Here is a 13,982-nt window from a genome sequence, read left to right on the forward strand (position 1 = left end):
AGGTGGAAGCCGGCACTGAATGCCTTCGCCATCACCTTCGACGGAAGAATCAACTAAATGCCAACCGTGGATCAACCGTTAAACGGACACTCCCTTGCTGTTGTCTTAGATTCCGGCGGCCATCCATAATGTCGATGTGGGGATGTCGCTGCTCTTCGGTGTCGTGACTTCCAGTGCTTTAGTGCTGGGGGCCTTCGTGGGTGTGCGTTTCGAGTTGCCTAAACGCGTCCTTGCTATCATTCTGTCCTTCGCGGCGGGCGCCCTGATTACCGCCCTGACTTTCGAGTTATTCGAGGATGCGTTCGAGCGCGGCGGGATTTGGCTCGCTGCGGGCGGGCTGTTCATCGGTGCGGTCGTCTTCACGGTCTTGAGTGCACTGCTCGACCGCTGGGCCCAAGCCGGTTCGCACCCGGTTCCCGCGGATGAATACCGGGGCAGTCCCAAGCTCGACACCGATGCTGCCGCAACGGGGCGTGCGCCCTCGGCGGCGTCCACCCGGGGTGCGGCGGGTCTGGCTCTGCTGGCTGCCGCCACCCTGGACGGGGTGCCGGAGAATCTCGCGCTCGGTGTCTCATTGGGGGAGGGTACCGGCGGTCTGGCTCTGCTGGCGGCGATCTTCGTCTCCAACCTGCCCGAGGCCCTCGTCGGAGCGGCTTCAATGCGTAGCCAGGGCATGTCCACGTCCGCCATCATCAGGCTGTGGGGTTTGTGCTCGGTGGTGCTGGTCGTCGCCGTCGTGCTCGGTGCCGGCCCGCTCTCCGGCAGCAGCCCCGAGACAATCTCGTTGCCGCTGGCCTTCGCGGCCGGAGCCGTGATTGCCGCTCTGGCTGACACACTGATGCCGGAGGCGTTCGAACATGGGGGACCGGCAGTTGCCTTGAGCACGGCGGCCGGGTTCGTGCTCTCATTTGTGTTGTCCCTGGCATAAGGTCCTGTTCGTATAGTCCATGCGCGAAATGACTACAAACGCGACGTGAGCGCGGCTTTCTGCACCCAATGAGGATAAGTAGAAGAGGCTGAGAGAACTCGTAGAAGCGCCGCTTTCGCGAGCCCTCCATTGGGAATTCGCAATTTGGAAGCCAATGCACATGAAGGGGGTATCGATCGCCATAAAAACGGGCGTCGGTTTACGCTGTACCTGTGAACCAACCGCTGGACGAGGGCCCGTTCTTTCACGGCACGAAAGCCAACCTCCGGGTGGGTGATCTCCTGAGGGCGGGCTTCAGGTCGAACTACCGACCCGAAGTCGTGATGAACCACATCTATTTCACCGCTCTTCAGAATGGTGCGGGACTCGCTGCGGAACTGGCGGCGGGTGACGACGCCCCGCGGGTTTACACCGTCGAGCCGACCGGGGCATTCGAGAACGACCCGAACGTGACAGACAAGAAATTCCCGGGCAATCCCACCCGGTCATATCGCAGCAGCGCCCCTCTCAGGGTCGTCGGGGAAGTCACCGACTGGACACGGCTGGCGCCCGAGGAGCTCCAGGCGTGGAAAGATCGCCTGGCCGCACTCCTTGCGGACGAGCGAGGCGAAATCATTAATTGACGAGGAACGACGGCCCAGGTCAGTTGTCGTGGACAGATTGGGGCCTGCCGGGATCAAAAGTCGTCAGAAATCCGTCGTCGGTCCGGCGCGGCTTTTCGGCCTGCATTTTGGTCCTTCGTCGTGGTTCTGCCTTCACTACTTCATGAAGTTCTCTGCTTCAGGAGACATGACTTTGCGGCCCAGACCGTCGATTTTCTTAGGACGTTCCTGCCAACGGGAACGTTTCCGGGGGTGTCTGTGGCTGGCATCCGATCCGTGGACAGAGCGGAGGTGTGTGGGTTCCGGACTCTTCTTCCGGGGATGCTCCTGGTTTGGTTGATCCGTAAGACCTGTCCGTAGTTGGATGCAGGGCGCTGGACATGACGACATGAGCGTTCTCTGGGTCCTTGGCGTTTCCGATTCGGTGAACAGGTTTTGGCCGCCTGCTCTTGTGGTTCCTTCTGGTAGAGGAGATCACCGCGGGGTATACGGGACCGGAGGGCAACCCGGGGGACCGGGACGGAGGAGAGAATTCTTGGGGGATGCCCGGCGCGGAGCGTCCGGCGGGAAATCGGGTCAAATAGCGCATCAGCTGTGCACCCGACGTGTCACAGATCGGGCGCGGGCGGTGTCTTCATGTCGTAGGACCCAGAACCGACCCGCAGGAGGAGTCATGACCACCAGGATCCCGGCCGCAGATATCACCGGTTTCTACGGCGCACTTATCAAGAAGTTCAGCGCGAAGATGTTCGGCAAAGTCCCGGAATCGCTGGGCGTCATGTGGCACAACCAGCCCGTTCTCAAGGCATCCATGGGCTTCGGACAGAAGCTGCAGAAGTGGAACAGCTGCGATGAGTCGCTGAAGTCCTACGCTCACATGGCCGTGGCCTCCTTCATTGGCTGCACCTGGTGCCTGGACTACAACTACTTCATGGCGCACAACCACGGCCTAGACCTGGAGAAGGCCCGGCAGATCCCGTGCTGGCGCGAGTCCGACGTCTTCACGCCGCTGGAGCGGGACGTCCTGGAGTATGCCGAGGCCATGAGCGCCACGCCCGTCTCAGTGACCGACGGACTGTCGGCCCGGTTGCTCGAGCAATTGGGCGCGCCGGCGCTGATCGAACTGACCAGCGTCATCGGCTTCGCCAACCTCACGACCCGCAGCAACGTGGCCCTCGGCATCGAATCCGAGGGATTCGCGGACTCCTGTGAGCTGAAGCCGCTCGCAGCGCGCAGCGGCCGCGGGGTAGCCTGAGCGGCATGAGCAGCCTCGGCACCACTGACAGACCGGACCCGTTCGTCGCCCACCGCAGCCTCTTCTTCACCGTCGCCTACGAGATGCTCGGCTCCGCTGCCGATGCCGAGGACGTGGTGCAGGAGGCCTGGCTCCGGTGGGCTGAACTGCGCCCCGACGTCCGCGCGGGCGTCCGCGACCCGCGGGCCTACCTCGTTCGCACCGTCACCCGCCAGGCGCTCAACCGCCTCCGCGCGCTGTCACGACGGCGGGAGGATTACGTCGGGGAATGGCTGCCCGAGCCCCTGCTCACCGTGCCGGATGTCGCCGAGGACGTGGAACTCGCCGAAAGCGTCTCGATCGCCATGCTCACGGTTCTCGAATCGCTCACCCCTGTGGAGCGGGCAGCCTTCGTTCTGCGCGAGGTTTTCGACGTGCCCTACGAGGAGATTGCCGAGGCCGTGGGCAAGTCAGCGGCAGCAGTGCGCCAGATCGTCAGCCGTGCGCGCTCTCATGTGGTCGCCCGGCGCCCCCGCATGCGCGTGGACCGCAGGGAGCAGCAGGAAGTCGTCGAACGGTTCCTGGCGGCGGTCACCACCGGGGATGTGCAGGGCTTGATGGACGTGCTGGCCCCCGACGTCGTACTCATTGCAGACGGCGGCGGCGTCGCCCAGGCGGTTCGGGTGCCGGTGTACGGGGCGAAGAAGGTGACAAATCTGCTGCGGTCCTTCCCGCAGGCTGCGCTCAACCCGAAAATCGCTCTGCTCTGGCTCAACGGCGGCCTCGGCATCCGGATCGACGACGAAGCGGGCGGTACCTCACTCATTAGCCTGGTGGTGGAGGGCGGCAGGATCGCACGGATCTTCGCCATGCGGAACCCGGACAAGCTCGGCCACGTGGAGGAGGAGACCCGGCTGGCGCGTTAGCCGCTCCGGCGCTTCATAGCGATCTCGGCGCCGGTCTGCGTGGCGCCTCGTCGTTGTCAGTCTTCCGCGCGAAGGGGAACGACAGCCCATCGCGCTTATCTCAGTCGCGCCGGTCGACGGCAGCACCGTTGATCACGACCCGGAGGGTGCGCTGTCCCACGGATCCTGCGCAAGACGCACGGAACTCGCTCTATGCTGTCCTTGGCCGTGCAAAATCGTTCACCGTGACGGTCGGTTTGCAGGCGAACCGCTGGACTGTAAGGAAGCATGATGAATCAACCAAAGGGACGTCGGGCCAGGACATTGCCTACTCCGACTGATCCGAGCAAATTCGTCCACATCGACCGCCCAAGTAACGCATCGCTCCGCCTAGGGGTAATTGCAGGATGGCTCCTCTCGATGGCCGCCGGAGCCACCATCGCATCCTCCGCACTGCTCCCGTTCAACCCGGATGCTGAGATCCTCTACCTGATTGCTGCCATCATCGGGGCTCCCTTGGGTGGGCTTATCTATGTACGGACGAACTTGCGCGGTGGCAGGCGCCGGCGGGAAGACTTTGTGCGGTCGGGCGGCGACCCGACCGGTATGAGCGACATGATGTTCGGCATGATGCGCGGGAAACGGACCGAGGAAGGCAAGTGGATAGTCCCTGAGCAAGGTTCCGGCGACTACCAAGGCATCTAACATCCACGCAGAGGAAGCCCTTGGGGACATGGGCCTTACTGGAACCGAGAATCGAAGTCGACGCAATCATGGATATGAAACCGGAAGTCGGCGAACCCGATGCGGGACCGTGGCAAGCCGAGTCACTGGAAGGCGTGGTGGGGCGGCTACTGCCGGCAGCAGGGCATCGTCCGAACCGCCCCTGGATTGTAGCGGTAGACGGAAGGAGCGGGGCAGGCAAGACCACCCTGGTCGATCGCCTACTGGCTCGAGTGCCGGACTCAGCTGTCGTACACACGGACGATGTAGCGTGGCATCTTTCGTTTTTTGACTGGGCCGATGAACTCCGTGAGGGTGTCCTCGAACCCCTACTCCAAGGCGAGGCAGTTCATTACCGTCCGCCGGGTTGGGTGGCCCGAGATCGATCAGGTGCGATAGCTCTGCCCGCCGGGCGTTCCGTGGTGTGGGTGGAAGGGAGCGGATCATCACGCCGAGCGCTCTCCGACCTAATCGACGCTTCGATCTGGGTGCAGTGCGACAACATTGAGGCCCGGCGTCGTCTCCTGGCACGGGATGGCCAGGAAGAAGGATTTCTGCACCGGGAGTGGGAAGAACAAGAAATTCCCTTCCTGCTTGAAGACCGGCCATGGGAGCGCGCTACAGTGATCGTGGCCGGAAGGCCCGCCCTGGAGCACGATCCGAATACCCAGGTAGTAACCGCTCAGCTGGCACCATCATGCCCGGAGTTCACCTAACGCACTGCCAACTCCGCCCTCCACTGAAGCAGCCAAGGGCCCGTGCATTGGGCGTGGTCGTGGCGTAACCGTCGACAAAGAGGCGTACAGGGACGGGACGGCGGCAGTCCTGCGGTCTCATCAGGGCAGTGGACGGTGGGCGCCGAGTTCGGCAGCGCCCACGCGTCATCTCTCAGGCGGACGTTTGTTCGTCCCCCATCCCCGCCCCTGCAGCCCAGCGTGAGAAACTTACCGGTACACCGGCAAAGCCCTGCTCGAGGCCCTGCGCCGCGTTCGCTGCCCTCTGCGGCGCCAGCCCCCTGCCGGCATCCTCCGGCAAGGCCATTCGCCAGCGCCTCAACCGCGACACGCAGGGACGGGTGCGACAGTGGCATGCCCGTCGGTCAGATCCGCCTTGATTAATGGCAACAAACATATAAACTGAACGCACTGTTCATTGGATGAACGTCTGTTGATAGTCGTCCATGAGTGATCTGTTCAAGGAGGAATGCGTGTACGTCTACGAAGGTATCGTGGAGGCAGGTGACCGGCGGGGCCGGACGTTGGGTTTTCCCACCGCCAACATCCCGATTACTGCAGCTGCTGATATCGACGGGGTGTGGGCCGGCCTCGTAGAGACCGGCCCTGAGACTTTTGCCATTGCGGCGGTGTCGGTCGGAAGGCGTCGGACGTTTTACCCGCACGACGGTCAGCGGTTGCTCGAAGCGCACCTGCTGGACTTCAGCCTGAACCTCTATGGACGGCGCTTACGCGTTCACCTCTTCGAGCGTCTGCGCGGCCAAGAGGCCTTTTCCACAATTGAGGCCCTGGTCGAACAGTTGCACTTGGATGTCGGACGAACCCGCGAATGGGCGTGCGGGCACTATCCGTGGCTTACGTCTCCTGCATCAAGCGACTCTCCGGTGGGGGTTCAAGCGTGAACCCGCAGGCCTCGCTTCCCATGTGGGCGGTCCAACGGGTGGCTACTTTCCTGGAAATGGAGCAGCGTAACGGTTCGCTGCGGACCAACCCTGTCGAACTTGCCCGACGCACCGGGCTCAGCAAGAGTCTCGCGCGCCGTTGCCTGAGGCAGCTTCAAGACAGAAGTACGCTGACCCTCCGCTGACCGCAGGTTGCGGTCACGTCGCCGTGCCCGGATATCTGGCCGGCGAGGTCATGACCAAGCGGGCTAGGCCAGGAGTTTAGCGACCTCTTCCGCGCCCTTGCGCACCTCGTCGATGGTAGTGGGAAGGTGGTCTGACTTCAGGCGCTGGGTTGGTCCATTAATAACCAGTATGCCGATGAGTGCGCCGGAAGGGTCTCGGACGGGGCAACCGACTGCGAAGAGCCCCTCTTCCAACTCGTCGTCGAGGATTGCATAGCCCTGCTCGCGGACCTGGCGAACTTCTTTGAGGAGCGCATCCCGGCTGGTGATGGTGTGCTTGGTGAATGATTCCAATTTCTTAGGCAACTCCGCGGCGATTTTCTCGTCACTCTGCTCGGCGAGAATGAGCTTTCCCGTGGCGCTGGCGTGCAATGGATAGCTTCCGCCCAGGTACAGGTGGGATCTGAGGTAGCGCGAGCCGGAGGCTTCGGCGATCACCTCGTGGTCCCAACCTCCGCGCACCATAACAAAGCTGAATGTCTCATTGAGCCTCTCGGCATAGTCGTCCAAAATTGGTTGAATCCTCGCTACAACCCCTGCGTAGGGATCGGCCAGCCTGCCCAAATGCGCCAGCTGCCATCCGAGCTTGTAGCGATTGTCTTCGCGTTCGACAAAGCCCGTCTGCTCCAGGCTGAGAAGGAGCCGGAAGGCTGTGGGACGTGACATCTTTACGGACTGCGCAAGTTCGGTGACGTTGATCCCGTCCCGGTGGTGTCCGAGTTCCCTGAGGAGCACGGTTGCCTTGACTACGGATTTGTTGATGAGGTCAAAGGGCTCCGGCGTCGTCGCTGCCTCCTCGCCGTCAGGTGCTTCTTCCGGTACCGCGCTTTGTCCCGTTGCCATTTCCGCTCCCACTCCGCGTCCGGTCAGGGCCGCACGGCCGTGACTCTAGATCGCATCTTCCATCCTAGGCCCTATCAGTTTAACGAACTGCGCGTTCAAACCCGCCGCGAGACACGATTCGCAAGGCTTCACTTCGAGTCTGCCCAGGGTGCAGAGGAAGTCAGTCCAGGGAAGGCGCTGGGAAAGGCACTTGCCCGCCGAGACCCCTCCCTGTGCGAGGCCCCTTCGGTCCGAGTCTTGACAGTGAGCCACGCAACACTCTAAATTGAACGCAGTGTTCATTTTTGAATCATTCGTCCCGCCGTTAGGCACCGTCCAAGGAAGTACTGCTGCCATGAAAAACGAACCACTGAGCCTTTTTGCCTTCGATGTATTCGCCCCCGCTCACCTCACATCCGGTTCCTGGCGACACGAGGGCGACCAGGGCCACCGCTACACCGATCTGCGGTACTGGACGGGCGTCGCGCAGATGCTGGAGAATGCCGGTTTTGACGGCATCTTCTTCGCCGACAACCTCGGCTACCACGATGTTTTCCGCGGAAACGGTGACGCTGCGCTGCGGGACGCCGCGCAGTTCCCGATCAATGACCCGACCGTGCTGGTCAGCGGCATGGCGGCCGTGACGAAGCACCTGACCTTCGGTGTGACATGCTCGGCGACGTATGAGCCGCCTTATCTGCTGGCGCGCAAGTTCAGCAGCCTGGACCACCTCACCTCCGGCCGGGTTGGCTGGAACATCGTGACCTCCTATTCGGAGGCCGCTGCCCGCAACCTGGGCAAGGAACAGCAGCTGAGCCCCGCCGAACGCTACGACATGGCCGATGAGTACATGGACGTTGTCTACAAGCTCTGGGAGGGCTCCTTCGACGAGGACGCCGTGGTCCGGGACACCGACTCGGCAACGTACATCGACCCCGCCAAGGTGCACCAGATCAACCATTCCGGCAAGTACTTCACCGTCCCCGGGTTCCACCTGTGCGAGCCGTCCCCGCAGCGCACCCCGGTCCTGTTCCAGGCGGGATCTTCCTCCCGGGGAATGGAATTCGGCGGCAAGCACGCTGAAGCCGTCTTCATTCAGAGCACGTCGGTGGAAGGTGCCAAGCGCACCGTAGCCAAGCTACGCCAGTCCGTGGCTGACGCGGGACGTGACCCCCGTGACGTCAAGGTGGTCATTCTGCTCACCGTCGTGGTCGCCCCCACCGATGAAGAAGCCCAGGCCAAGTACCGGAAAGCCGTGGAGACCGCACCGGTTGATGGGATCCTGGCACGGTTCAGCGGCTGGACCGGCATCGACATGTCCGAGTACGAACTGGACACGCCTTTGCGGTCCGTTGGCACGAAGGCGGGGCAGTCGATGGTGGACATGTTCTCCAAGGCTGACCCGGACCGGGACTGGACCCCGCGTCAGATCGCGGAATTCCTCGCCGTCGGCGGCACCGGATCCACGATCGTTGGATCCCCGGATACTGTCGCCGCGGAACTGCTCCGCTGGCGCGACGAGGCAGACATCGACGGCATCAACCTTAGCTACACGACGAAGCCAGGCAGCTGGGAGGACTTCATTGAACTCGCCCTTCCCGAACTGCGAGCTCAGGGACTCATATCCCCGGCCCGCGCCGAGAACCAGGAACCGTTGACCCTGCGGGAGAAGCTGTTCCCCGGCCACAAGTACACCTTGGACGGCCACCCTGCAACGGCAGAGCGCGCCAAGCACCTCAGCGACGCCAGCCGCTAAGCCTCAGCCCACCAGACATATCAACGAAAGATACTTCAATGACTGAACAGACTGACGTCGTCGTCATCGGTGCCGGTCTTGCCGGCCTCGTCACTGCCCGGGAGCTCGGCAACCGCGGCCACAAAGTGGTGGTCCTGGAAGCCCGCGACCGCATTGGCGGCCGGCTCTACACCGAGCGCCGCCTGGGCCAGAACCTGGAGCTCGGCGGCAACTGGCTGCACTGGACCCAGCCCCACGTCTGGGCGGAGGTCACCCGCTATGGCCTGGAGGTCTCCCGCGGTCCGCGCTCGGAAGAAACCTACTGGCTGGCCGGCGACGAGGTGCGTCGCGGCAACCTGGACGACTTCATGAAGCTGATCGATCCGGGCATGACCCGGCTGCTGGAAGACACCGTGAAGTGGCTGCCCCGCCCGGATGCACCGCTGACCGTGGAGAACCTCGCTGAGGTGGACCAGTACAACCTGCAGGAAATGCTGGACAAGCTGGACCTCTCCGAGGACGAGCGGAACGCGAACGAGGCCGCCTGGGTGGGACACTTCAACGCGCCCCTGAATCAGTGCGCCTATGTCAACGCCCTGCGCTGGACCGCCGGGTCATCGGGCCATTGGCACCTGATGCACGAGGCCTCAGCCATCTACCGCCTGAAAAACGGCAACGACGGTCTGGCGAATGCCATTGCCGAGGACACTGACGCCGACATCCGCCTCAATACCCCCGTAACCAGCGTCCGACACCACGCCGACGGAGCCACCGTCACCTACGGTGACGGCCAGGAAATCCAGGCCAAAAAAGTGGTCATCACCCTCCCGCAGAACGTCCTGCACAAACTTGACGTCCGGCCCGCCCTGTCCGAGGGCAAGCTCGCACCCAGCCGGGAAAAGACCGCCTCCCAGGGTGTCAAGGCCTGGATCCGGGTTAAGGGACCCATCAAGCCGTTCTTCGCCTACTCCGCCCAGGACAAACCGCTCTCCGTGATCCGCACGGAGTTCGTCGGAGAAGACGACGCCGTGCTGGTCGGCTTCGGAGCCGATGCAAACCGCATCGACGTCACCGACAAGGACCAGGTCCAGGAAGCCATCAAGGTATGGCGGGACGACCTGGAAGTCCTCGAGGTCACCGGTCACAAATGGGGCGAAGACCCCTACGCCGAGGAAACCTGGCAGATCCAGCGTCCGGGCCAGCTCACCAAATACCACCGGGCGCAGCAGGCCAGCGAAGGCGCCCTGCACTTCGCCAGCAGCGACACCGCGAACATCTGGGCCGGCTTCTTCGACGGCGCCGTCGAAAGCGGCCTGCGCGCGGGCCGGAACATCCACTCAGAGCTGCTGAAAAGTGAAGAGTCACCCATGAGTACCCGCTAGTCCCACCCACCCTTCGTGCACCGGGCACCGTGGCCCGCACCAAAGACAACAAAGGAAGACCACCATGGATATCACCCCAGCCTCGGACGAAACTCCGGCAACGGATATCACTCCTGCCTACTACCGCCAGATCCTGGGCAAGCTGCCCACCGGAGTCACGGCCATCACCGGCGTCAACGACGACGACGAGAAACTCGGCCTGGTCGTCGGAACGTTCCAGTCGCTGTCGCTGGACCCGCCGCTGGTCATGTTCTGCGTCGACAAGTCCTCCTCGACCTGGCCGAAGCTGCGCAAACTGCAGAATTTCACTGCAAACATCCTCGCCGAGGACCAGATCAGCATCTGCCGTTCGCTCTCACGCAAAGGCCCCCAGAAGTTCGAAGGCCTGCCCTGCACCACGGGCCCCCTCGGCACACCCCATCTCGACGGCGCCACGGCCTATATCGACTGCGTTGTCACATCAGAAGTTGTCGTCGGCGACCACTACATGGTGGTCGGCGCGGTCACCAGCATGGAAGAAGGAACCGGTGACGCCCTGCTATTCCGGGGCGGTAAGTTCGGCCAGTACCTGCCCATCGAAATCCCCACCCCCGAAGTATCAAGGAGCGCATCATGAGCACCAGGCAGGAAACAATTCTCAAGGCTTGGAACGGCGCATGGGGGGACGGTGACCTTGCCGCCTTCGAACGAATCCTCGCCCCCGGATACATCCGCCGGTCCAAGTCCGGAAGCGAAGACTACGCCAGTTTGCAAAAGACCATCGAGGCAATGCAAAAAGCGTTCCCGGATTCAGTGGTCGAAATCCTGCAGATTGTCGAAGACGGCGACAGGGTGGCAATCCATTGGCAGACCAGCGCCACGCACCAGGGCACCTTCATGGATGTACCCGCCACCGGCCGGAGCGTCACCGTGTCCGGCGCGTCCTTTCTCCGCTTCGAGGACGAGAAACTTGCCGAGGAATGGGTCATCTGGGACCCCCGGGAACTTCTTTCCGCACTCGGCATCTGGCACCTGGGTGCCGGCAACTGAGCAGCACCGGCATTTCCCACACCATTCGTTACGGCGAGGCGGGCACGACGTCGTACCAGCGCCGCAGGAACGAACCGAAAGGAACTTTATCCATGTCCACCAACTCACTCGAGGATATCGCGGGCACCCTCCGTACTGCCCGGCTCCAGGGCGAATCAATAGCAGCACCAACCGAGTCCTGGCCCGCCCTCGACGTTGATGGTGCCTTCGAAGTGCAAAAGATCAACGTTGGTCACGCAATCGCCAACGGTGACCGCCTCGTGGGCTACAAGCTCGGGAACATCGCCAAGGTCATGCAGGACGCCTTCGGCCTTGACCAGCCGGACTACGGGCACCTGCTCGCCAGCGCCTTCGCCTACGAAGGCACCACGCTGGAGTTGGGCAAGTTCATCGAGCCGTTTGTGGAGCTCGAGCCCGCGTTCCTGCTGCGCAAGCCCCTCCGCGGGCCAAACATCACCGTTGCCGACGTCATCGATGCCATTGAGTACGCTTTGCCGGCCATTGAGATCATCGATTCCCGGGTCAAGGACTGGGCCATCAGCCTTCCGGACACCCTGGCAGACAACGGCTCAACCGGCGCCATCCTTCTGGGCGGCACGCCCCGGCGGGTGACCGAACTGAACCTCAGCAACACCCACGGTGTCCTGAGCTTCAACGACCGGGAGATCATCTCCGGCAACACCAGGAACATTCTCGGCAACCCGTTCGCCGCCACGGCCTGGCTGATCAATCGGCTTGCCGAGTACGGCGTTGAGTTCGAACCCGGACAGATCATCCTGCCCGGCAGCTGCCTGAAGGCTGTACCCATGAGGGAAGCCGGCCATTGGTCCGGCACCTTCGAAGGCTGGGGAACCATCGAATTCGACGTATCTGCCTAGGTGCAATTCATAGCGGTGTGGCCGGTCCGAAAGGGCCGGCCACACCTGTATCAACAGTGATACCAGCCAACTCCAGACCCCCCAACGGAAGGACCACCCATGCGCCTGGCCAACATCTCCAACCGGCTGATGCTCGTCACCCAGGATGACCGCGTCGTCGACGTCTCGCAGCAAACCGACGGCCGGTTCAGCCCAAACATCCAGGAATGCTACGACCGCTGGGACGAGCTCAGGGAGGTAGCAGGCCAACTCGACGGCGCAACAGGAAAGCCCCTGAGCGGGATCGCGCTGGACTATTTTGCCTCCCCGGTACCGCACCCGCGCCAAGTCTTTGCGATCGGGCTCAACTACGCGGCCCATGCCGCGGAGGCGTCCCTGGCCGTGCCCGAGGACCTCACGGTGTTTACCAAGTTCGCCACATGCCTCACCGGACCCTACGGGACGATCACGCTGCCACCCGGGACAGTGGACTGGGAGGTGGAACTGGTTGCGGTCGTTGGCCGCGGTGGCCGGCACATCCCCAAGGAAAAGGCGTGGAGCCACGTGGCCGGGCTTTCCGTCGGCCAGGACCTGTCAGAACGCACCATGCAGGCCTCCGGGCCGGCACCCCAGTACAGCCTCGCGAAGTCGTTCCCGGGATTTGGCCCGATAGGGCCGCTACTCGTTACGCCTGACGAGTTCGAGGACCCTGACACCATCGAACTCGGTTGTGCCATCAACGGCGAGGAAGTCCAGATTGGCAACACCTCGGACATGGTCTTCTCCATCCCCGAGATCATCGCGCGGCTGTCCAGGGTCACGCCGCTGCTCCCCGGCGATGTCGTCTTCACCGGAACCCCGCCCGGAGTGGGAGTGGGGCGCGTCCCGCAGCGCTTCCTGGCGCCCGGTGACGAACTTGTTACGTATGCGCTGGGGATAGGCGAAATGCGTCACCAAATGATTTCTCAGACATAAGCCACACCGCTCCGGCTGGTCCGGGCAGGGGCCCAGATACAGGCAAATGCTTATGGCAGCCAGCACACCTTCTTCTGAAAGGGTGCTGGCTGCCGGTCGTTAACCGTCGGGTTGGGCGGACGACGAAGGGAGCAGCGGATTTCTCCGCCGCTCCCTTCGGACGTGTTTCTGTTAGACCTGTTAGACCTTGGCTTCGGCCTTCTCAATAACGCCGTTGACCAGCCGGTTGAGGTGCCAGGGGTTGTCGTCCTGCAGCGGTGCCGGAAGGAGTTCCTGGGGCAGGTTCTGGTAGGCGACCGGCCGGAGGAAGCGGTTGATTGCCAGTGTTCCTACCGAGGTGGTCTTGGTGTCGGAGGTTGCGGGGAAGGGGCCGCCGTGGACCATGGCGTGGCCTACTTCGACGCCGGTGGGCCAGCCGTTGACGATGATCCGCCCCACCTTCTGCTCGAGGGCGGGGATCAGCTGGGCCGCGATTGGGTAGTCCTCTTCGGTGAGCTGCAGGGAGGCGGTGAGCTGGCCTTCGAGCCGGTTGGTGGCCCCGATGAGTTCTTCGGTGGTGGTGTAGCGGATCACCAGGGACGCGGCGCCGAAGATCTCTTCGTGCAGCACGTGGTTGGAGACGAAGTCGGCGATGTCGGTGCCGAAGATGGTCGGTGCCGGTGCGTTTTCGGTGGGACCGGGCGTGCCCTGCCCGAGGACGGTGACGTTGTCGGCGGAACCGAGCGCTGTGGCGCCGGTGTTCCAGGAGCCGGCGATGCCTTCGGTGAGCATGGTCTGGCCGGCACAGGCGGATACGGCGCGGCCGACGGCGGCAGCGAGTTTGTCGCCTGCCTCACCGGCCGGGGCGAACAGCAGGCCGGGGGAGGTGCAGAGCTGGCCTGAGCTGCCGGTGACGGCGGTGACGTACTGCTGGGCGAGTGCGTCAATGTG

15 protein-coding genes are annotated in these 13,982 nt (G+C 63.0%); 13 read left to right on the top strand and 2 right to left on the bottom strand.

The window, feature by feature from the left end; translation table 11 throughout:
• Positions 1-136 precede the first annotated feature (136 nt).
• The 7 genes from AB0N24_RS26800 (at position 137) to AB0N24_RS26830 (ending at position 6,213) form a co-directional block, all read left to right on the top strand.
• Positions 137-928 carry a ZIP family metal transporter gene (locus tag AB0N24_RS26800; protein ID WP_364131454.1) on the top strand — a complete coding sequence of 264 codons (792 nt, stop codon included), beginning with the start codon at positions 137-139 and terminating at the stop codon, positions 926-928.
• 212 nt (positions 929-1,140) lie between these two features.
• The gene (gene arr, locus AB0N24_RS26805; protein WP_364131457.1) at positions 1,141-1,551 is read left to right on the top strand and encodes an NAD(+)--rifampin ADP-ribosyltransferase; all 411 of its coding nucleotides are present in this window, start codon (positions 1,141-1,143) and stop codon (positions 1,549-1,551) included.
• A gap of 652 nt (positions 1,552-2,203) precedes the next feature.
• Positions 2,204-2,785, top strand: a complete 582-nt coding sequence (locus AB0N24_RS26810) for a carboxymuconolactone decarboxylase family protein (protein WP_364131460.1) — start codon at positions 2,204-2,206, stop codon at positions 2,783-2,785.
• Positions 2,786-2,790: 5 nt separating this feature from the next.
• Positions 2,791-3,690: an RNA polymerase sigma-70 factor gene (locus tag AB0N24_RS26815; protein WP_364131463.1), complete on the top strand. Its 900-nt coding sequence runs from the start codon at positions 2,791-2,793 to the stop codon at positions 3,688-3,690.
• 267 nt (positions 3,691-3,957) lie between these two features.
• Positions 3,958-4,374, top strand: a complete 417-nt coding sequence (locus AB0N24_RS26820; protein ID WP_364131466.1) for a hypothetical protein — start codon at positions 3,958-3,960, stop codon at positions 4,372-4,374.
• 1,198 nt (positions 4,375-5,572) lie between these two features.
• Entirely contained in the window at positions 5,573-6,028 is a 456-nt protein-coding gene (locus AB0N24_RS26825; protein ID WP_364131469.1) for a riboflavin kinase, read from the top strand.
• A gap of 56 nt (positions 6,029-6,084) precedes the next feature.
• Positions 6,085-6,213 (top strand): helix-turn-helix domain-containing protein, encoded by a 129-nt coding sequence (locus AB0N24_RS26830; RefSeq protein ID WP_364131471.1) that lies wholly within the window; start codon positions 6,085-6,087, stop codon positions 6,211-6,213.
• A gap of 63 nt (positions 6,214-6,276) precedes the next feature.
• Here AB0N24_RS26830 and AB0N24_RS26835 read toward each other — a convergent pair whose 3' ends face one another.
• Complete coding sequence (locus AB0N24_RS26835; RefSeq protein WP_364131474.1) at positions 6,277-7,095, bottom strand: IclR family transcriptional regulator; 819 nt, start codon at positions 7,093-7,095, stop codon at positions 6,277-6,279.
• Between the two features lie 334 nt (positions 7,096-7,429).
• Between AB0N24_RS26835 and AB0N24_RS26840 the strand changes: the two genes are divergently transcribed.
• The 6 genes from AB0N24_RS26840 (at position 7,430) to AB0N24_RS26865 (ending at position 13,052) form a co-directional block, all read left to right on the top strand.
• Positions 7,430-8,830 carry an LLM class flavin-dependent oxidoreductase gene (locus AB0N24_RS26840; protein ID WP_364131477.1) on the top strand — a complete coding sequence of 467 codons (1,401 nt, stop codon included), beginning with the start codon at positions 7,430-7,432 and terminating at the stop codon, positions 8,828-8,830.
• Between the two features lie 38 nt (positions 8,831-8,868).
• Positions 8,869-10,191 (top strand): NAD(P)/FAD-dependent oxidoreductase, encoded by a 1,323-nt coding sequence (locus AB0N24_RS26845; protein ID WP_364131480.1) that lies wholly within the window; start codon positions 8,869-8,871, stop codon positions 10,189-10,191.
• Positions 10,192-10,255: 64 nt separating this feature from the next.
• A complete protein-coding gene (locus tag AB0N24_RS26850; RefSeq protein ID WP_364131483.1) occupies positions 10,256-10,807 on the top strand; it encodes a flavin reductase family protein in 552 nt (183 codons plus the stop codon).
• Complete coding sequence (locus AB0N24_RS26855; RefSeq protein WP_364131485.1) at positions 10,804-11,220, top strand: ester cyclase; 417 nt, start codon at positions 10,804-10,806, stop codon at positions 11,218-11,220. The genes AB0N24_RS26850 and AB0N24_RS26855 overlap by 4 nt, the downstream gene beginning before the upstream one ends.
• A 92-nt stretch (positions 11,221-11,312) precedes the next feature.
• The gene (locus AB0N24_RS26860; protein ID WP_364131487.1) at positions 11,313-12,098 is read left to right on the top strand and encodes a 2-hydroxypenta-2,4-dienoate hydratase; all 786 of its coding nucleotides are present in this window, start codon (positions 11,313-11,315) and stop codon (positions 12,096-12,098) included.
• Positions 12,099-12,197: 99 nt separating this feature from the next.
• A complete protein-coding gene (locus AB0N24_RS26865) occupies positions 12,198-13,052 on the top strand; it encodes a fumarylacetoacetate hydrolase family protein (RefSeq protein WP_364131489.1) in 855 nt (284 codons plus the stop codon).
• A gap of 180 nt (positions 13,053-13,232) precedes the next feature.
• On the opposite strand, the gene AB0N24_RS26870 is transcribed toward AB0N24_RS26865, so the two are convergent.
• On the bottom strand, positions 13,233-13,982 hold a 750-nt coding region (locus tag AB0N24_RS26870; protein ID WP_364131492.1), incomplete at its 5' end, for an aldehyde dehydrogenase family protein.

The sequence above is a fragment of the Arthrobacter sp. NPDC093128 genome (genome assembly GCF_040683875.1).
Classification (GTDB): domain Bacteria; phylum Actinomycetota; class Actinomycetes; order Actinomycetales; family Micrococcaceae; genus Arthrobacter.

Excerpts from the sequence above, each read along its gene's own strand:
- AB0N24_RS26810 (WP_364131460.1), top strand. The coding sequence starts at position 2,204 with ATGACCACCAGGATCCCGGCCGCAGATATCACCGGTTTCTACGGCGCA.
- AB0N24_RS26815 (WP_364131463.1), top strand. The coding sequence starts at position 2,791 with ATGAGCAGCCTCGGCACCACTGACAGACCGGACCCGTTCGTCGCCCAC.
- AB0N24_RS26820 (WP_364131466.1), top strand. The coding sequence starts at position 3,958 with ATGATGAATCAACCAAAGGGACGTCGGGCCAGGACATTGCCTACTCCG.
- AB0N24_RS26825 (WP_364131469.1), top strand. The coding sequence starts at position 5,573 with ATGAGTGATCTGTTCAAGGAGGAATGCGTGTACGTCTACGAAGGTATC.
- AB0N24_RS26830 (WP_364131471.1), top strand. The coding sequence starts at position 6,085 with ATGGAGCAGCGTAACGGTTCGCTGCGGACCAACCCTGTCGAACTTGCC.
- AB0N24_RS26835 (WP_364131474.1), bottom strand. The coding sequence starts at position 7,095 with ATGGCAACGGGACAAAGCGCGGTACCGGAAGAAGCACCTGACGGCGAG.
- AB0N24_RS26840 (WP_364131477.1), top strand. The coding sequence starts at position 7,430 with ATGAAAAACGAACCACTGAGCCTTTTTGCCTTCGATGTATTCGCCCCC.
- AB0N24_RS26845 (WP_364131480.1), top strand. The coding sequence starts at position 8,869 with ATGACTGAACAGACTGACGTCGTCGTCATCGGTGCCGGTCTTGCCGGC.
- AB0N24_RS26850 (WP_364131483.1), top strand. The coding sequence starts at position 10,256 with ATGGATATCACCCCAGCCTCGGACGAAACTCCGGCAACGGATATCACT.
- AB0N24_RS26855 (WP_364131485.1), top strand. The coding sequence starts at position 10,804 with ATGAGCACCAGGCAGGAAACAATTCTCAAGGCTTGGAACGGCGCATGG.
- AB0N24_RS26860 (WP_364131487.1), top strand. The coding sequence starts at position 11,313 with ATGTCCACCAACTCACTCGAGGATATCGCGGGCACCCTCCGTACTGCC.
- AB0N24_RS26865 (WP_364131489.1), top strand. The coding sequence starts at position 12,198 with ATGCGCCTGGCCAACATCTCCAACCGGCTGATGCTCGTCACCCAGGAT.